This is a genomic window from Pseudomonas sp. HP_01 (assembly GCF_055284355.1).
On sequence record NZ_JBTOPV010000022.1, the window covers coordinates 56,641 to 73,287 of the forward strand.

At 62.9% G+C, this 16,647-nt stretch carries 18 protein-coding genes; 14 read left to right on the forward strand and 4 right to left on the reverse strand.

Going from position 1 to position 16,647, the window contains the following annotated elements:
• Window positions 1–10 precede the first annotated feature (10 nt).
• From ACYAR8_RS13590 to ACYAR8_RS13605, 4 genes are all read left to right on the forward strand, one after another.
• The gene (locus ACYAR8_RS13590) at window positions 11–799 is read left to right on the forward strand and encodes a ParA family protein (protein WP_074892881.1); all 789 of its coding nucleotides are present in this window, start codon (window positions 11–13) and stop codon (window positions 797–799) included.
• A gap of 113 nt (window positions 800–912) precedes the next feature.
• Window positions 913–1,851, forward strand: coding sequence for a CheW domain-containing protein (locus ACYAR8_RS13595; RefSeq protein ID WP_463580151.1), 939 nt, complete (start codon window positions 913–915; stop codon window positions 1,849–1,851).
• Between the two features lie 84 nt (window positions 1,852–1,935).
• Window positions 1,936–2,415, forward strand: coding sequence for a chemotaxis protein CheW (locus ACYAR8_RS13600; protein WP_065987319.1), 480 nt, complete (start codon window positions 1,936–1,938; stop codon window positions 2,413–2,415).
• Window positions 2,416–2,814: a DUF2802 domain-containing protein gene (locus tag ACYAR8_RS13605; RefSeq protein WP_074892877.1), complete on the forward strand. Its 399-nt coding sequence runs from the start codon at window positions 2,416–2,418 to the stop codon at window positions 2,812–2,814.
• Window positions 2,815–3,636: 822 nt separating this feature from the next.
• Here the strand turns inward: ACYAR8_RS13605 and ACYAR8_RS13610 are convergent.
• Both ACYAR8_RS13610 and fliK read right to left on the reverse strand, forming a co-directional pair.
• Entirely contained in the window at window positions 3,637–3,957 is a 321-nt protein-coding gene (locus ACYAR8_RS13610) for an EscU/YscU/HrcU family type III secretion system export apparatus switch protein (protein ID WP_074892874.1), read from the reverse strand.
• Window positions 3,957–5,588 carry a flagellar hook-length control protein FliK gene (gene fliK, locus ACYAR8_RS13615; RefSeq protein ID WP_463580152.1) on the reverse strand — a complete coding sequence of 544 codons (1,632 nt, stop codon included), beginning with the start codon at window positions 5,586–5,588 and terminating at the stop codon, window positions 3,957–3,959. Before fliK ends, ACYAR8_RS13610 begins: the two co-directional genes overlap by 1 nt.
• A gap of 161 nt (window positions 5,589–5,749) precedes the next feature.
• Here fliK and ccmA point away from each other — a divergent pair, with 161 nt between their 5' ends.
• The 10 genes from ccmA (at window position 5,750) to ACYAR8_RS13665 (ending at window position 13,348) form a co-directional block, all read left to right on the forward strand.
• A complete protein-coding gene (ccmA, locus tag ACYAR8_RS13620) occupies window positions 5,750–6,385 on the forward strand; it encodes a cytochrome c biogenesis heme-transporting ATPase CcmA (RefSeq protein WP_463580153.1) in 636 nt (211 codons plus the stop codon).
• The gene (ccmB, locus tag ACYAR8_RS13625; RefSeq protein ID WP_463580154.1) at window positions 6,382–7,053 is read left to right on the forward strand and encodes a heme exporter protein CcmB; all 672 of its coding nucleotides are present in this window, start codon (window positions 6,382–6,384) and stop codon (window positions 7,051–7,053) included. The genes ccmA and ccmB overlap by 4 nt, the downstream gene beginning before the upstream one ends.
• Window positions 7,054–7,203: 150 nt before the next feature.
• Window positions 7,204–8,013, forward strand: a complete 810-nt coding sequence (locus ACYAR8_RS13630; RefSeq protein ID WP_463580155.1) for a heme ABC transporter permease — start codon at window positions 7,204–7,206, stop codon at window positions 8,011–8,013.
• Complete coding sequence (gene ccmD, locus ACYAR8_RS13635) at window positions 8,010–8,186, forward strand: heme exporter protein CcmD (protein WP_108122535.1); 177 nt, start codon at window positions 8,010–8,012, stop codon at window positions 8,184–8,186. The genes ACYAR8_RS13630 and ccmD overlap by 4 nt, the downstream gene beginning before the upstream one ends.
• Window positions 8,183–8,656, forward strand: coding sequence for a cytochrome c maturation protein CcmE (gene ccmE, locus ACYAR8_RS13640; protein ID WP_108122533.1), 474 nt, complete (start codon window positions 8,183–8,185; stop codon window positions 8,654–8,656). Before ccmD ends, ccmE begins: the two co-directional genes overlap by 4 nt.
• Window positions 8,657–8,659: 3 nt before the next feature.
• Window positions 8,660–10,633 (forward strand): heme lyase CcmF/NrfE family subunit, encoded by a 1,974-nt coding sequence (locus ACYAR8_RS13645; RefSeq protein WP_463580156.1) that lies wholly within the window; start codon window positions 8,660–8,662, stop codon window positions 10,631–10,633.
• Complete coding sequence (locus ACYAR8_RS13650; RefSeq protein ID WP_463580157.1) at window positions 10,630–11,166, forward strand: DsbE family thiol:disulfide interchange protein; 537 nt, start codon at window positions 10,630–10,632, stop codon at window positions 11,164–11,166. Before ACYAR8_RS13645 ends, ACYAR8_RS13650 begins: the two co-directional genes overlap by 4 nt.
• Before the next feature lie 71 nt (window positions 11,167–11,237).
• A complete protein-coding gene (locus ACYAR8_RS13655; RefSeq protein WP_074892860.1) occupies window positions 11,238–11,699 on the forward strand; it encodes a cytochrome c-type biogenesis protein in 462 nt (153 codons plus the stop codon).
• Window positions 11,696–12,901 carry a c-type cytochrome biogenesis protein CcmI gene (gene ccmI, locus ACYAR8_RS13660; protein ID WP_463580158.1) on the forward strand — a complete coding sequence of 402 codons (1,206 nt, stop codon included), beginning with the start codon at window positions 11,696–11,698 and terminating at the stop codon, window positions 12,899–12,901. Before ACYAR8_RS13655 ends, ccmI begins: the two co-directional genes overlap by 4 nt.
• A gap of 30 nt (window positions 12,902–12,931) precedes the next feature.
• A complete protein-coding gene (locus ACYAR8_RS13665) occupies window positions 12,932–13,348 on the forward strand; it encodes a hypothetical protein (protein WP_463580159.1) in 417 nt (138 codons plus the stop codon).
• A gap of 937 nt (window positions 13,349–14,285) precedes the next feature.
• Here ACYAR8_RS13665 and ACYAR8_RS13670 read toward each other — a convergent pair.
• Both ACYAR8_RS13670 and ACYAR8_RS13675 read right to left on the reverse strand, forming a co-directional pair.
• Window positions 14,286–15,287 (reverse strand): sulfate ABC transporter substrate-binding protein, encoded by a 1,002-nt coding sequence (locus tag ACYAR8_RS13670; protein ID WP_463580160.1) that lies wholly within the window; start codon window positions 15,285–15,287, stop codon window positions 14,286–14,288.
• Between the two features lie 134 nt (window positions 15,288–15,421).
• Window positions 15,422–16,288: an ion transporter gene (locus tag ACYAR8_RS13675; RefSeq protein WP_463580161.1), complete on the reverse strand. Its 867-nt coding sequence runs from the start codon at window positions 16,286–16,288 to the stop codon at window positions 15,422–15,424.
• Window positions 16,289–16,647: the final 359 nt, after the last annotated feature.

Genomic DNA, 16,647 nt, shown 5'->3' on the forward strand with positions numbered 1-16,647 from the left:
AAACGAGTACATGAGAGTCTGGGCAGTAGCCAATCAGAAAGGCGGGGTCGGCAAGACCACCACCTCTATCGCTTTAGCCGGCTTGCTGGCAGAGGCGGGCAAGCGTGTGGTCGTGGTGGATCTCGATCCCCATGGCTCGATGACCAGCTATTTCGGGCAAGACCCCGATACGCTGGAACACAGCAGCTTCGACCTGTTCCTCAACAAGGGCGTGGTGCCCGAAGGCTTGCCGGGCCAACTGCTGCTGCCGACCAGCGATAAACGCATTTCCCTGCTGCCGTCGAGCACCGCACTGGCCACCCTTGAGCGCCAGTCGCCAGGGCAGAGCGGCCTGGGGCTGGTGATTGCCAAGAGTCTGGCGCAGCTGTGGCAGGACTTCGATTACGCGATCATCGACAGCCCGCCGTTGCTTGGCGTGTTGATGGTCAACGCCCTGGCGGCGAGCCAGCAACTGGCGATCCCGGTGCAGACTGAATTCCTTGCGGTGAAGGGCCTGGAGCGCATGGTCAATACGCTGGCGATGATCAACCGTTCGCGCAAGGTGCCGCTGCCGTACACCATCGTCCCGACACTGTTCGACCGCCGCACCCAGGCATCGATGAGCACCCTCAAGCTGCTCCGCGACAGTTACCCGGAGCACGTCTGGAATGCGTTCATTCCGGTTGACACGCGATTGCGCGATGCCAGCCGCGCCGGCGTGACGCCTTCGCAGTTCGACAACAAGAGCCGTGGCGTGCTGGCCTACCGTGCGTTGCTCAAACACATGCTCACCGAACAGCTTGTCGGGCAGGTGGCCTGAGTGGCCGCTGATCATTATTTGTCGAGCGGCGCGCCTGCACGCTCAAGTCCATCGGCTATGCAGCCGATATCTGTATCAGGCGGTAATCGCATCACTACTTTTCGGGCTCCCGTATGAACCGCCCTCTGGACATTGCTTCACGACCACAACTGGCGCTGCAGAACTACCTGGACGCGTTGCTGTTTGACGCGACCGAGGAGTTGCAGGTCGTCGAGTCCGTCGATGAATTTCAAGCGGCCGTGCTCGAAGAGCAGGCCCATGACGCACGCATGCGTTGCGCAGTAGCGGCGGCTGTCGCTGCTGCGTTGCCTGCTGCTGTGCCCGCGCCGCAACCCGCTCCCATGAGCCGGCCTGCGCCTGTCTCGCTCGCCTGGTCGCCCCAGCCTGAGCCGGCTGCGGCGCGGGTGATGGAACGCCCGGTGATGCCACCGGTGATTCTGCCGCCGGTGCTTGTCCCTGAGCCGGAACCGCTTGTTGAGGCTCGGGTGGTGGAAGAGCCACCAGTGGCCCTGGTCGAGCCGGTGGTTGATGTGCATCTGTCTGCCCAGCGCACACCGACGCCTCCGCCCACCAGCGACGGGCGTCCGGCCTGGGCTGCCGAGCCGTTTGAATGCCTGCTGTTCGACGTCGCGGGTCTGACCCTGGCGGTGCCGCTGGTGTGCCTCGGCTCGATTTACCCGCTGGCGGGCCATGATTTAACGCCGCTGTTCGGTCAACCGGACTGGTTTCTCGGGATCCTGCCCAGCCAGGCGGGCAACCTGAAGGTGCTGGACACCGCGCGCTGGATCATGCCGGACCGGTACCGCGACGATTTTCGTCAGGGCCTGCAATACGTGATCTCGGTTCAGGGCTACGAATGGGGGCTGGCGGTGCATCAGGTCAGCCGCTCGTTACGCTTGGACCCCAATGAAATCAAATGGCGCACCCATCGTGGTCAGCGGCCCTGGCTTGCCGGGACGGTGATCGAGCACATGTGTGCGCTGCTGGACGTTTCCGAGCTGGCCGAGCTGATCGCCAGTGGTGCGGTCAAGCAGATGCACAAGCTCAACTAGCATCAGTCATAAAGAACATCACATAAACACAGGCCGGCGTACGAATCGTCGACCGCACGGCACAACACGCAAGGGGTTAGGGGTATGAAGAAGTCGTCAGCACAGGGTTCCGAAGATCCGATTCTGCAATGGGTCACCTTCCGCCTGGACAACGAGTCGTACGGCATCAACGTGATGCAGGTTCAGGAAGTGCTGCGCTACACCGAGATCGCTCCGGTCCCGGGCGCGCCAAGCTACGTACTGGGGATCATCAACCTGCGCGGTAACGTCGTCACCGTCATCGACACCCGTCAGCGCTTTGGTCTGCCGCCGGTTGAAGTCAGCGACAACACGCGTATCGTGATCATCGAGGCCGACAAGCAAGTGGTCGGGATCCTGGTCGATAGCGTGGCTGAAGTGGTTTACCTGCGTCAGTCGGAAGTCGAAACCGCGCCGAACGTGGGCAACGACGAGTCCGCCAAATTCATCCAGGGCGTGTGCAACAAGAACGGGGAACTGCTGATCCTCGTGGAGCTGGACAAGATGATGTCCGAGGAAGAGTGGTCCGAGCTGGAGAACATCTGATTGATTCTTGATGTGGCGGTCATTTTTCTGGCGGTGTTGTGGGTCGCGAGCGTCGCGATGTTCATGGCCCACACCAAGCGCTTGCGCATCCAGGCCACGCAGCAGCTGGAGGCGGATTCGCTGCGTGATCAGCGCATCCGCGAGCTGGCCCGGCGCCTGGAAAATTACCAGGGCGGTACGGTGAGAATGGGCGAGGAACTGCACGAGTTGCGTTCCATGGTCGCACTGCTGCCGGACAAGATCACTGCCCTTGAGCAGCGCGATCCCTCGACCCTGTCCTTCGCCCAGGCCGCGCGCCTGGTCGGCATGGGCGCCAGCATCGACGAACTCACCCAATCCTGCGGCCTGACCCAGGCCGAAGCGCAGCTGATGACCAAGATGCATGGCGGTAATCGGTAGAAAGCGTGCTCCTGCACTGGTTCGCGCTGTGTCAGTGGGACCGGCTTTAGCCGGGAAGGGGCCAGTGCTTGCGACACAAGCATTCATGATGCGCCGCTGATCCGTGCAGGAGCGACCGGGGTAGCGCTCCACCTTGCCCGCGAAGAGGCCAGTACAGCCGACGCATATCGATCGTCCGTTCCGCCGCCTTCGCGGGCAAGCGCGCTCCTACATTTTGGAATGCCGCATCTGGTGTGTGGCATTAGCCCTGCGTCTTGATACCCGACGCCTTCCCGGCTGAAGCCGGTCTTACCCAGTTACGCGGTGTGTCAGTGGGACCGGCTTTAGCCGGGAAGGGGCCAGTGCTTGCGACACAAGCATTCATGATGCGCCGCTGATCCGTGCAGGAGCGACCAGGGTAGCGCTCCAGCTTGCCCGCGAAGAGGCCAGTACAGCCGACGCATATCGATCGTCCGTTCCGCCGCCTTCGCGGGCAAGCGCGCTCCTGCATTTTGGAATGCCGCATCTGGTGTGTGGCATTAGCCCTGCGTCTTGATACCCGACGCCTTCCCGGCTGAAGCCGGTCCTACTCAGTTACGCGGTGTGTCAGTGGGACCGGCTTTAGCCGGGAAGAGGTCAGTGCGCGCGACACAAGCATTCATGATGTGCCGCTGACCCGTGTAGGAGAGACCGGGGTGGCGCTCCACCTTGCCCGCGAAGAGGCCAGTACATCCGACGCATATTTATCGCCCGTGCCTACGGCTTCGCGGGCAAGCGCGCTCCTACACTAGATTCGCGTCCACAGGGTCATTGGCGTTGTTTCCATGAGCGGTAGAGGCTGAATCAACGCGGTGTGATATCCCGCTCCACCGGCCCGGCATCCGGGTCGAACCCCACCGGAAACTTGCCCTTGAGATGCCAGGCAAACGCGATGATTTCGGCGATGGTCAGGTACAGCTCTTGGGGAATGCTATCGCCCAGTTCGAGGCGGGCGAGCATTTTCACCAGTTCTGCGTTTTCGTAGATCGGGACTTTGTACTCACGGGCGATCGCCAGAATGGCTTCCGCCAGGCTGTCATCGCCCTTGGCCGTCAGCGTCGGGGCCTGATGGCCGTCGTAGCTGAGGGCAATGGCCTGACGCGGTGTCTGCTCGGATTTGCTCATCAGGCGTTCTCGTCGATCCAGCGTTGTTCGAGCACGGCGCGCGGGCCCTGGGGCGGCACGCCACGATTGCATTCCAGCTCCTTGACGTTCAAACCACACGCCACCAGGCGCTCACGCAGATTGCCCAGTTCGCTGGAAATCAACTCGGCGCTGCCTTCGCGTTCAGCCCATAACTGGCTGGCGATGCTCCCGGCAATCAGTTGCGCCTGCACGTGCAACGGACCAAGAGGCTCGAGATCAAACGCCAGCTCCAGCCGCCAGAGTTTTTCTCGCTCCCTGGCTTCCTGCGCCGGCGCATCGGCATGCTCGTCGCGCTCGGGCGTGTCCTCGCGCTGAACCTTGACCTGCAACGGCACGATGTCGTGGGCGTTGCGCATCGGGATCTCCAGCTGCCAAGTGGTCACCTGTGTGCCGTCGGCGTGGGTGCGGGTCTGCTCCAGCCCGCCCAACTGATGGCTCTGCAGGCGCGAAATCGCGCCCGCCGCCAGCTTCAGCAGCATCTCCAGATCGTCTTTGCTTTGCGGATGGCCAAGGGTGCGCGGTGGTAACGGGAAGTTGATCGGATCGCTCGGCGGCGCCACCAGCCCCAAGGTGCCGAAGGCGCTGCGCAAGACGCTGGGCATGGCCCGCGCCAGGGTATTGCCGGCGGCAGCGGCGTCATAACTGACGTTGCCCGGCAGCCCCGGCAGGAGTTGTGTGACCAGCCGCAGCAAGTTGGCCTTCATGTCCGGCACCAGCGTCGGGTTCAGCCCGGCGAGCAAGCGTGACTCCATGAACAGCCCGCTGGCGTTCAGCGCCTGGGCGACGCCCTTGGCCGTGCTCATCTGCGGGATGTCCGGCAGGTCGGCCAGCAGTTGCTCGATGCTGGCCCGCAGCGACGGCGAAAGGTTATCGCCATTGGCCGCCGGCGGCGGCATGTTTTGCAGGGCGGCGATCAGGCCCTGCAGCGAGCCCTGACGGCTTTGCTGGGTCGATAACTGCTGCGCCAGGGCCAGTTCGTCCAGACGATTGGGCAGGGCGACGAAATTCAGCGCCTGACTGTTCTGCACCTGGGCGCTGAGCAGACTGCCGACCCGCAACGGCTGTGGACTGTCGACGGTCAGGCTGGTGCCGGCCAGGGCCGTGTTGAGCAGGATGACGATGGAGCGGTAATTGGTCAGCTGCGCCCCGCCCGACGATTGCACGGGGGATTGCCCCGCCAACTGCGCGACGTTCTGCGCCGCCACCTGCGTGGTCAGCACTTTGCCTTGCACCAGTGTGCCAGCGGGCAATTGCCGCGTGTCGATGCTGGTCAGGCTGTTGGTGGCGGCTTTCTGCAGGTCCTGCACGCTGATGGTCAGGGTGTCGGCCGAGCCTTGGGCGACGTTGACGCTGGTGCCCGGTGTCAGCGGCAACGAACTGCTGACGGGGAGGGTGGTTTGCCGACCGTTGTCCATGGTCAGTTTGAGCAGCAGTTGAAAGTCCTGCCCCAACTGTTTGAGGCTCACCACTTCAGCGCTGGCCACTTGACCCGAGGTCAGCAGCCCTTCACGCGGCTCCATCAGCTTGAGCACTTCGCCCGCCGGCACGCCGGCGCGCAGCAGGGCCGTGGCCACTGTTACTGGAGCAAGATTGGGTATATCGCCTGTCATCAGATCCCGACTCGGTAAATTTGCGCTCTGGGTGGCGGGTCCGGGTATGTATAATCCGGCACCGACTGCGTCGGCGGTCCACCGTTAAGCTGCATCAGTATAACGGCCGTCATGATCCCGACTTGAACTGCCGTGCCGCTGCAACTGAAAAGAAGGTCCCCATGTCGATCCCCGTTCTTGAAGCCGTGGCGCTGACTTGCGAGCGTGACGGGCGCCTGCTGTTCGAAGATCTCGAATTGCGGCTGAGCCCCGGCGACATGGTGCAGATCAGCGGCCCCAACGGCAGCGGCAAAACCAGCCTGCTGCGCCTGTTGTGCGGGCTGATGCAGCCCACCGCCGGCAACGTGCTTCTGGACGGCACACCTCTCCCCAGCCAGCGCAGCGAATTGACCCGCCACCTGCTGTGGATCGGCCACGCAGCCGGCATTAAAGAGTTGCTCACCCCCCAGGAAAACCTCGCCTGGCTCTGCGCGCTGCACACCCCCGTGGAGACCGCCGACATCTGGCGCGCCCTCGAAGCGGTCGGCCTGCGCGGCTTTGAAGACGTGCCGTGCCATACGTTGTCGGCCGGTCAACGGCGTCGCGTGGCACTGGCCCGCCTGTATTTGCCCGGGCCCGGTCTGTGGATGCTCGACGAACCCTTCACGGCGCTGGACAAGCAGGGCGTCGCCCAACTTGAGGCGCATCTGGCGGCTCATTGTGAAAAGGGCGGCGCCGTGGTCCTGACCACGCACCACACGCTGAGCCGCACGCCTTCGGGTTATCGCGATCTGGACCTGGGGCAGTGGGCGGCATGAGTCACGTGTTCACCCTGTTGATCGCCCGCGAAGCGCGCCTGCTGTTTCGGCGCCCGGCCGAACTGCTCAACCCGCTGGTGTTCTTCGCCATCGTCATCGCCCTGTTTCCCCTGGCCGTCGGCCCTGACACGCAACTGCTGCAGCGCCTGTCGCCAGGGTTGGTGTGGGTGGCCGCGCTGTTGTCCGTGCTGCTGTCGCTGGACGGCCTGTTCCGCAGCGATTTCGAAGACGGCTCCCTCGAACAATGGGTGTTGTCGTCGCAACCGCTGGCGCTGCTTGTGTTGGCGAAGGTCCTGGCGCACTGGGTCTTTTCCGGGCTGGCACTGGTCCTGTTGTCCCCGCTGCTGGCGCTGATGCTCGGCCTGCCCACCGCGTGTTTGCCGGTGCTGCTGCTGTCGCTGCTGCTGGGCACACCGGTGCTGAGCCTGCTCGGCGCGGTGGGCGCCGCGTTGACCGTAGGGCTCAAGCGCGGCGGTCTGCTGCTGGCGTTGTTGATTCTGCCGCTGTACATCCCGGTGCTGATTCTCGGCAGCGGCGCCTTGCAGGCTGCCCTTGAGGGCATGCCCGCGACCGGTTATCTGCTTTGGCTTGGCAGCCTTGCCGCACTGGCGGTAACCCTGACGCCCTTTGCAATTGCCGCTGGTTTGAAGATCAGCGTTGGCGAATAATCGCACCCTGACCGCGCGGACAGTTTTTCCGTCGACAGGTCCCGGACGCTTCAGCCATAAGAAGCGCCTTGCCCTGACAGCGCCTCTGGTTGAGACGCACTGTGATAACTAGCACCGTGATGAAAAGCACCGTAATGAAAAGGCAGCGTGATGAACACAAGCGCCAAGGCTAAACGCGGCCTGAGTTGGGCCTGGTTCCACAAACTCGGTTCGCCCAAATGGTTTTACGGCATCAGCGGCCGTCTGCTGCCGTGGCTGAGCATCGCTGCGGCGTTGCTGATCGCCATCGGCGTGATCTGGGGCCTGGCGTTCGCGCCGCCGGACTACCAGCAAGGCAACAGTTTTCGCATCATTTATATCCACGTGCCGGCGGCGATGCTGGCCCAGTCCTGTTACGTGATGATGGCCGTGTGCGGCGTGGTCGGGCTGGTCTGGAAGATGAAAATGGCCGACGTCGCCCTGCAATGCGCGGCGCCCATTGGTGCGTGGATGACCGCCCTGGCCTTGGTCACCGGCGCGATCTGGGGCAAGCCGACGTGGGGTTCGTGGTGGGTCTGGGACGCGCGGCTGACCTCGATGCTGATCCTGCTGTTTCTGTATTTCGGCCTGATCGCTTTGGGCAACGCGATCACCAACCGCGACAGCGCCGCCAAGGCCTGCGCTGTGCTGGCCATTGTCGGGGTGATCAACATCCCGATCATCAAATACTCGGTGGAGTGGTGGAGCACCCTGCACCAGGGCGCGACCTTCAGTCTGACGGAAAAGCCGGCCATGCCCGCTGAAATGTGGCTGCCGCTGCTGTTCACCGTGCTGGGGTTTTACTGCTTCTTCGGGGCGGTGCTGCTGATGCGCATGCGCCTGGACGTGCTCAAGCGCGAGGCCCGGGCCGGTTGGGTCAAAGATATATTAATGAAGCGCTTTGGCCACACAGCGTCGCCTCGCCACGGAGCCGAACGATGAGCTTCGAATCTTTTAGCGACTTTCTCGCCATGGGCAAGCACGGGCTCTACGTCTGGTCGGCTTATGGCATCTGTTTCATCGTGCTGGCGATCAACGTCCTGGCACCGGTTTTCGCGCGTCGGCGTTACCTGCAACAAGAGGCGCGCCGTCTGCGCCGGGAGAGCAATACGTGAATCCGCTGCGAAAAAAGCGCCTGTTGATCATCGTGGCGATCCTCGCCGGGGTCGGCATTGCGGTCAGCCTTGCACTCAGCGCGCTGAAGGAAAACATCAATCTGTTCTACACCCCGACCCAGATCGCCAGCGGCGAAGCCCCCCGTGACACGCGGATTCGCGCCGGCGGCATGGTGGTACAGGGTTCGCTGCAGCGCTCGTCGGATTCGCTGGATGTCACCTTTGCCGTCACCGATTTCAACAAGTCGGTGCCCATCACTTATCGCGGCATCCTTCCGGACCTGTTCCGCGAAGGGCAGGGCATTGTCGCCCTCGGCAAGCTCAATAGTGACGGCGTGGTCGTCGCCGACGAAGTGCTGGCCAAACACGATGAGAAATACATGCCGCCGGAAGTCGCCAAAGCGCTGAAAGACAGCGGCCAGCCCGCGCCCGCTGCCACGCCCGCCGCTCTCCCGGAAAAACAGGGGTAAATCATGATTCCCGAACTCGGCCATCTGGCCATGATTTTGGCCCTCTGCTTCGCCATCGTGCAGGCCATCGTGCCGCTGATGGGCGCCTGGCGCGGCGACCGTCTGTGGATGAGCCTGGCGCAGCCCGCCGCCTGGGGGCAGTTTGCTTTCCTGGTGTTTGCCTTTGGCTGCCTGACCCACTCGTTCATGGTCGACGACTTTTCCGTGGCCTACGTCGCCGAGAACTCCAACAGCGCGCTGCCGTGGTACTACAAATTCAGCGCGGTGTGGGGCGCACACGAAGGCTCGTTGCTGCTCTGGGCGCTGATCCTCGGCGGCTGGACCTTCGCCGTGTCGATCTTTTCCCGGCAGTTGCCCCAGGTCATGCTCGCCCGCGTGCTGGCGGTGATGGGCATGATCAGCGTCGGCTTTCTGCTGTTTCTGATCCTCACCTCCAACCCGTTCAGCCGCATCCTGCCGCAGGTTCCCCAGGACGGGCGTGACCTTAATCCATTGCTGCAGGACATTGGGCTGATCGTCCACCCGCCGATGCTGTACATGGGGTACGTCGGGTTCTCGGTGGCGTTTGCTTTCGCCATCGCTGCGCTGCTCGGCGGTCGGCTTGATGCGGCATGGGCGCGCTGGTCGCGGCCGTGGACCATCGTTGCCTGGGCCTTCCTCGGCGTCGGCATCACCCTGGGTTCATGGTGGGCCTATTACGAACTCGGCTGGGGCGGCTGGTGGTTCTGGGACCCGGTGGAAAATGCCTCGTTCATGCCCTGGCTGGTGGGCACGGCGCTGATTCACTCGCTGGCGGTCACCGAAAAGCGCGGCGTGTTCAAGAGCTGGACCGTGCTGCTGGCCATCGCGGCGTTTTCGTTGAGCCTGCTCGGCACCTTCCTTGTGCGTTCCGGCGTGCTGACGTCGGTGCATGCCTTCGCTTCCGACCCGGCCCGTGGCGTATTCATTTTGATCTTCCTGCTGATGGTGGTGGGCGGCTCGCTGACCCTGTTCGCCCTCCGCGCACCGGTGGTGAAAAGCCACGTCGGCTTTGGCCTGTGGTCGCGGGAAACCTTGCTGCTCGGCAATAACCTGGTGCTGGTGGTGGCGGCGTCGATGATTCTGCTCGGCACGCTCTACCCGCTGGTGCTGGATGCGTTGAGCGGGGCGAAGATGTCCGTCGGCCCGCCGTACTTCAACGCGCTGTTCGTGCCACTGATGGGCTTGCTCATGGCCGTCATGGCGGTGGGCGTGCTGGTGCGCTGGAAGGACACGCCGGTCAAGTGGCTGTTGAGCATGCTCGCGCCGGTATTGGTCGGCAGCGCGGTGCTGGCAGGTATCGCCGGTTTCGCCATGGCCGACTTCCACTGGGCCGTGCTTGCCACCTGTTTGCTTGCGGCCTGGGTGTTGCTGGCCGGTGTGCGCGACCTGTTCGACAAGACCCGGCACAAAGGCTTGCTCAAGGGCATGCGCTCGTTGACCCGCAGTTACTGGGGCATGCAAGTGGCGCACCTCGGTATCGCGGTGCTGGCGCTGGGTGTGGTGTTGTCCAGCCAGAACAGCGACGAACGTGACCTGCGCATGGCCCCCGGAGAATCGGTGGAACTGGGCGGATACATGTTCGTGTTCGAGGGTGCCCAGCATTATCAGGGTCCGAATTTCACCTCCGATCGCGGCACCCTTCGCGTGCTGGAAGACGGCAAGGAAATCACCGTTTTGCACCCGGAAAAACGCCTGTACACCGTACAGCGCTCGATGATGACCGAGGCCGGTATCGACGCCGGTTTCACCCGCGATCTCTATGTGGCGCTGGGCGAACCGCTGGAAAACGGCGCGTGGGCGGTGCGTGTCCACGTCAAGCCGTTCGTGCGCTGGATCTGGTTCGGCGGCCTGATCACCGCACTGGGCGGGCTGCTGGCGGCGCTGGACAAACGTTATCGCGTCAAGGTCCGCGCGAAAGTGCGCGACGCACTGGGCATGACGGGGGCGGCGGTATGAAGCGCTGGATGTTGCTGATCCCGCTGGTGCTGTTTCTCGGCATGGCGGGGTTGTTGTACCGAGGTTTGTATCTGGACCCGTCGGAACTGCCGTCGGCACTGATTGGCAAACCATTTCCTGAATTCAACTTGCCCGCCGTGCAGGACGGCAAGCCGCTGACTCGCGCCGACCTGCTGGGCAAACCGGCACTGGTCAACGTCTGGGGCACCTGGTGCGTGGCCTGCCGGGTCGAGCATCCTGTGCTGACCAAACTGGCGGAGCAGGGCGTGGTGATTTACGGCGTCAATTACAAGGACGTGAACGTTGAGGCGCAGAAGTGGCTCAAAGAATTTCACGATCCCTATCAGCTGAACATCAATGATGAGGCCGGTAGCCTGGGTTTGAATCTGGGTGTCTATGGCGCGCCGGAGACCTTCTTGATCGATGCCAAGGGCGTCATTCGCTACAAGCATGTGGGTGTGATCGACCAGACAGTCTGGCGCGAGAAGCTGGCGGGCCAGTATCAGGCGCTGGTGGATGAGGGCAGAGAATGATCAGGCGCGATGATGTGGCGGCTGGTCGGGCCTCTTCGCGGGCAAGCGCGCTCCTACGAGGGGCACGGCGATTGGCTGCCGCTGCGGTATTGGCGCTGGGTTTTGCAGGTGTGGCCCAGGCTGCGATTGATGCCTACACCTTCAAGGACGACGCCGAGCGGGCCCGCTACACCGAGCTGACCCGTGAGCTGCGCTGTCCGAAATGCCAGAACCAGGACATCGCTGATTCCAACGCACCCATCGCGGCCGACCTGCGCAAAGAGATCTACCGCATGCTCGGCGAAGGCCAGAGCAATCAGCAGATCATCGATTTCATGGTTGATCGCTACGGCGAGTTCGTGCGCTACAAGCCCGAGCTCAACGCCCACACCTGGCTGCTCTGGTTCGGTCCGGCCGGCTTGCTGCTGGGCGGCGCGGTGTTGATTGGTGTGATCGTCGTGCGCCGTCGTCGCACAAGCCGCGAAGACGCCGATGTGCTCTCAGACGAGGAGCGTCAGCGCCTCGCCCACTTGCTGGATAAAAACCGCGAATGATTGATTTCTGGATGGCCGCCGGCCTGCTGTTGCTGGTGGCCCTGAGTTTCCTGCTGATCCCGGTGGTGCGCGGCCGTCGCGCGCAGACTGAGGAAGATCGCACCGCCCTTAACGTCGCCTTGTATCAGGAGCGCATCGCCGAGTTGCAAGCGCAGCAGGAGGAGGGCGTGCTCTCGTCGGCGCAACTGGACGGCGGTCGGGCCGAGGCCGCGCGCGAACTGCTCGCCGACACCGAAGGGGTGGGCGCCGAGCGGGTGACGCGTCTGGGCAAGCCGCTGCCATTGCTCGCCGCGATTCTGGTCCCGGTGTTGGCGTTGGGCCTGTATCTGCATTTCGGCGCGTCTGACAAGGTTGAGCTGACCCGGGAGTTCTCCCAACCGCCGGGCTCGCTGGCGCAGATGACCGAGCGGCTGGAGCGTGCGGTGAAGGCGCAACCGGATTCCGCCGAGAGTGCGTACTTCCTAGCGCGGACCTACATGGCCCAGGATCGCCCGGCCGATGCCGCGCGGATGTTCGAGCGTGCGGCCAAGCTGGCCGGTCGTCAGCCCGAACTGCTGGGGCAGTGGGCCCAGGCGTTGTACTTCGCCGCTAACAAGGCCTGGACCCCGCAGATTCAGGGGATTGCCGAAGAAGCGCTGAAGCTCAACCCCAAGGAAGTCACCAGTCTGGGCCTGATGGGCATCAACGCCTTCGAAAGCCAGCAGTTTGATCAGGCGGTGAGTTACTGGACGCGTCTGTTGGCCGTGTTGCCGCAAGACGATCCTTCCCGTGGGGCGCTGGAAGGCGGTATCAAACGCGCCAGAGACAAGGTGGTGCAAAGCGGCGGCACGCTGGAAAACACCCCGCCGGTGGCGGTGCAGGGCGCGCGCATGAAGGTGCGTGTCACGCTGTCGGAGGCGTTGAAAGCCAAGGTCCAGCCGGGCGACACAGTGTTTGTGTTTGCCCGCGCGGTGTCGGGTCCGCCGGCGCCGCTGGCGGTCAAGCGCGTGACCGTGGCTGACTTGCCGGTGGAGGTCGAGCTGACTGACGCCGACGCGATGATGCCGCAGCTGAAACTGTCGAACTTTGCCGAAGTCCAACTCGTGGCCCGGGTGTCCCGCGCCGGTCAGCCGACGGCGGGGGAATGGATCGGCCGCAGCCAGCCGTTGCCGAGCAATGTGACGGCGCTGCAATCCCTGACCATCGACAGCCCCGATCAGTAATCCCGTTAACGCAGCGAGTAGAGAGTCCTTATGTATCGCGTCGCCCGTTTTGCCTTGTTGAGTCTGGTGGTGGGATTGACCGCAGCCTGTGCGGTGCAGCATCCAGGGCCGCAGAGCTCCGAACCGATCCCGACCGTTCCCGGCCCGTCGCCGACCCCGCAGCCCGGCACTCCGCGCACGGCGCCAGAGACACCGCCGTCTATGCCGATCCCTGCACCGGGCCCGAAAACCTCTTCGCACTTCGCTCCGCCGCCGGGTGGCAACAGCCATTGGGATGCGCGCCTGGGCGTGCATGTGCTGGATAATGTGCCGAACACGTTCTATCGCCAGCGCACCTATTACCGCTGGAACAACGGCTGGACCTGGTCGACTTCGCCAAGTGGTCCTTGGCAGGAGACAGACAGCAGCGGCGTACCGCCGGGGTTGAGCAAGCAGTTCGGGAACTGAGGTAGGCGGTGGGGCGTAGTACGCCGGGATCAAGATCAAGATCAAGATCAAGGGCGTCTGCCTAAGGGCAGACCGTTTCGCCTTCGGCGAGTTACTTGGAAAAGCACCCCAAGTAACCAAGGGTGCTTGCTCCTGGTTGGGTTCCTCCTCCGTCGGAATACCCTCACTCCGACGACGCTCCGTGGGCCCGCGCCGAACGGACATCCATGTCCTAGCGGCGCTCTCGCGGCATCCATGCCGCTCGGCCCACTCCGCGTCGTCTGCGTTCGGCCTGCACCCAAGTCGCGATGTGTGTCGTCTGGGCTGTCGCGTTCGAAGATCAAAAGCAGATCAAAAGCTTCCCGGCTGAAGCCGGTCCCACTGGGTGCACGCGCTGCTGTTAGTGGGACCGGCTTTAGCCGGGAAGAGGCCGGTTTGCTCACCATCAATCTTGATCGTTCCCACGCTCCGCGTGGTAACACCGCCCCCGGACGCTCCGCGTACGCTGCGCTTTCTGGCGTGGCGAGGTGACGCGGAGCGTCGCGGGATGCATTCCCACGCGGAGCGTGGGAACGATCAAAGATCATTGAAACACCGCGTACCCGTAGGACCGGCTTCAGCCGGGAAGCGGTTGATCTGCTCTAGATCTTGATCTTGATCTTAATCTTCAAACACATGACTTCCAGACGACACATATCGCGACTTGGGTGCAGGCTGAACGCAGGTTTTGCGCAGTGGGCCGAGCCGCAGGGATGCGGCGAGAGCGCCGTCAGGACATGGATGTCCGTTCGGCGCGGGCCCACGGAGCAAGACCGGAGTGAAGGAACCCCGAGGGACGAGGGGCCCAACCAGGAGCAAAAGCCCTTGGTTACTTGGGGCTTTTCCAAGTAACTCGCCGAAGGCGAAACGTCTGCCCCTAGGCAGACGCTATTGATCTTGGCGTACTAAGCCGGGGGCCTTATTTCGCCGGATAGATCTGATCAAACACCCCACCATCATTGAAGTGAGTTTTCTGCACCGTGCGCCAGTCGCCGAAGGTTTTTTCCACTGACAGGAAGTCCACTTTCGGGAAACGGTCGGTGTACTTGGCCAGCACCGCCGGGTCCCGAGGCCGCAGGTAGTTGTTGGCCGCGATTTCCTGGCCTTCGGGCGACCACAGGTACTTCAGGTATTCCTCGGCCACCGCGCGGGTGCCTTTCTTGTCGACCACCTTATCCACGACGGTGACTGGAGGTTCAGCTTCAGCGGAGACGCTCGGGTAAACCACTTCGAACTGATCGCGACCAAACTCCCGGGCGATCATTTCCGCTTCGTTTTCGAAGGTCACCAGCACGTCGCCGATGTGGTTGGTCATGAACGTGGTGGTCGCGCCACGGCCGCCGGTGTCGAGCACGGGCACGTGGCTGAACAGCTCGCCGACGAATTTCTTCGCCGCCGCTTCATCCCCGCCGTTCTTCAGCGTGTAGCCCCAGGCCGAGAGGTAGGTGTAACGCCCGTTGCCCGAGGTTTTCGGGTTCGGCACCACCACTTCAACGCCATCCTGGACCAGGTCCGGCCAGTCCTTCAGCGCCTTGGGATTGCCCTTGCGCACGATGAACACCGTGGCCGAAGTAAACGGTGCGCTGTTGTTCGGCAGGCGGGTGACCCAGTTATCCGGCACCAGTTTGCCGTTGTCCGCCAGCGCATTGATGTCGGTGGCCATGTTCATGGTGATGACATCGGCGGGCAGGCCATCGATCACTGAACGGGCCTGTTTGCTCGATCCGCCGTAGGACATCTGAATCGTCGGGGTTTCCCGGTGCTCGGCGTTCCAGTGCTTCTGGAACGCGGCGTTGTAGTCCTTGTAGAAGTCGCGCATCACGTCATACGACACGTTGAGCAGCGATGGCGCGGCGGCCTGTGCAGCGCTGCCCAGCGCCAGTCCTGCGGCGAGCAGGGAAGCGGCGAAGATCTTTTTCACTGTGAATTCCTTGTGGCGTTGAGCATGAAGCGTTTATCGGGTCGCTCTTGGAAGAGCCTTTGTTATAACCAGACGAGAGGGCCAGTGGCTGGCGACTATAACCAAAGTCGCCAGCGGCCCAATAGATCAAAAACTCATGTGCTTATGCCGCCTTGCGCATCGGCCGGTGCGGCGACCGCGCCGAGCTTGGGAAACAGCGCATTGCCGCACCGCGAACAGAACGCCGCGTTGGGTTCATGGGCGTTCTTGGCGCAGACCGGGCAGTCGTGCTGCAGCTGATCGCCGCGCATCGCGTTGGCCAGTTCAGCGGTGAAAATCCCGGTGGGCACGGCGATGATCGAGTAGCCGGTGATCATCACCAGCGACGACAGGATCTGCCCGATCGGCGTTCTTGGCACGATGTCGCCAAAGCCCACCGTGGTCAGGGTGACGATCGCCCAGTAGATGCCTTTGGGAATGCTGGTGAAGCCGTGCTCCGGGCCTTCGACGACGTACATCAGGGTGCCGAACACCGTCACCAGCGTCGACACGGTGGCCAGAAACACGATGATCTTCTGTTTGCTGCCCCGCAGCGCGGCGAGCAGGTAGTTGGCCTGTTTCAGGTAGGGACTGAGCTTGAGCACACGGAAGATCCGCAGCATCCGCACCACGCGGACAATCAGCAGGTACTGCGCGTCGCTGTAATAGATCGCCAGGATGCCCGGCACGATCGCCAGCAGGTCGATCAGGCCGTAGAAGCTGAACGCGTACTTGAGGGGTTTGGGCGAACAGTACAGGCGCACCAGGTACTCGACCGCAAAGATGAAGGTGAAGGTCCACTCGACCCAGGCCAATGGCGCGGCGTAGTTGCGGTGCACGGCTTCAATGCTGTCGATGATCGCCACGAGCAGGCTGCAGAGGATGAGCACCAGCAGGATCTTGTCGAAGCGTCGGCCGGGTTTGGTGTCACTTTGAAAAACGATAATGCGTAGCTGTTCGCGCCAGCTGATGTTGCTGTCCATGGGGTCGTTCCGCGTGCAAGGTCGGCAGAGCGTGGGACAAAGCGCTCAGGAGCGCAACCTGTCATCGCTGAGTGCACCGCGTACCCATGTGGGACCGGCTTTAGCCGGGAAGGCGTCGGTCGTTACACCCTAAATCTGATTTCGAACACACGCGCCTCTTCCCGGCTAAAGCCGGTCCCACTATGGATACGCGGTCAAATAGTGGGACTGGCTTTAGCCAGGAAGGCGTCGGTCGTCACACCGCAATGCTGATGGCGAACATACCGGCCTCTTCCCGGCTAAAGCCGGTCCCACTATGGATACGCGGTCAAACAGTGGGACCGGCTTCAGCCGGGAAGGCGTCGGTCGTCACACCGCAC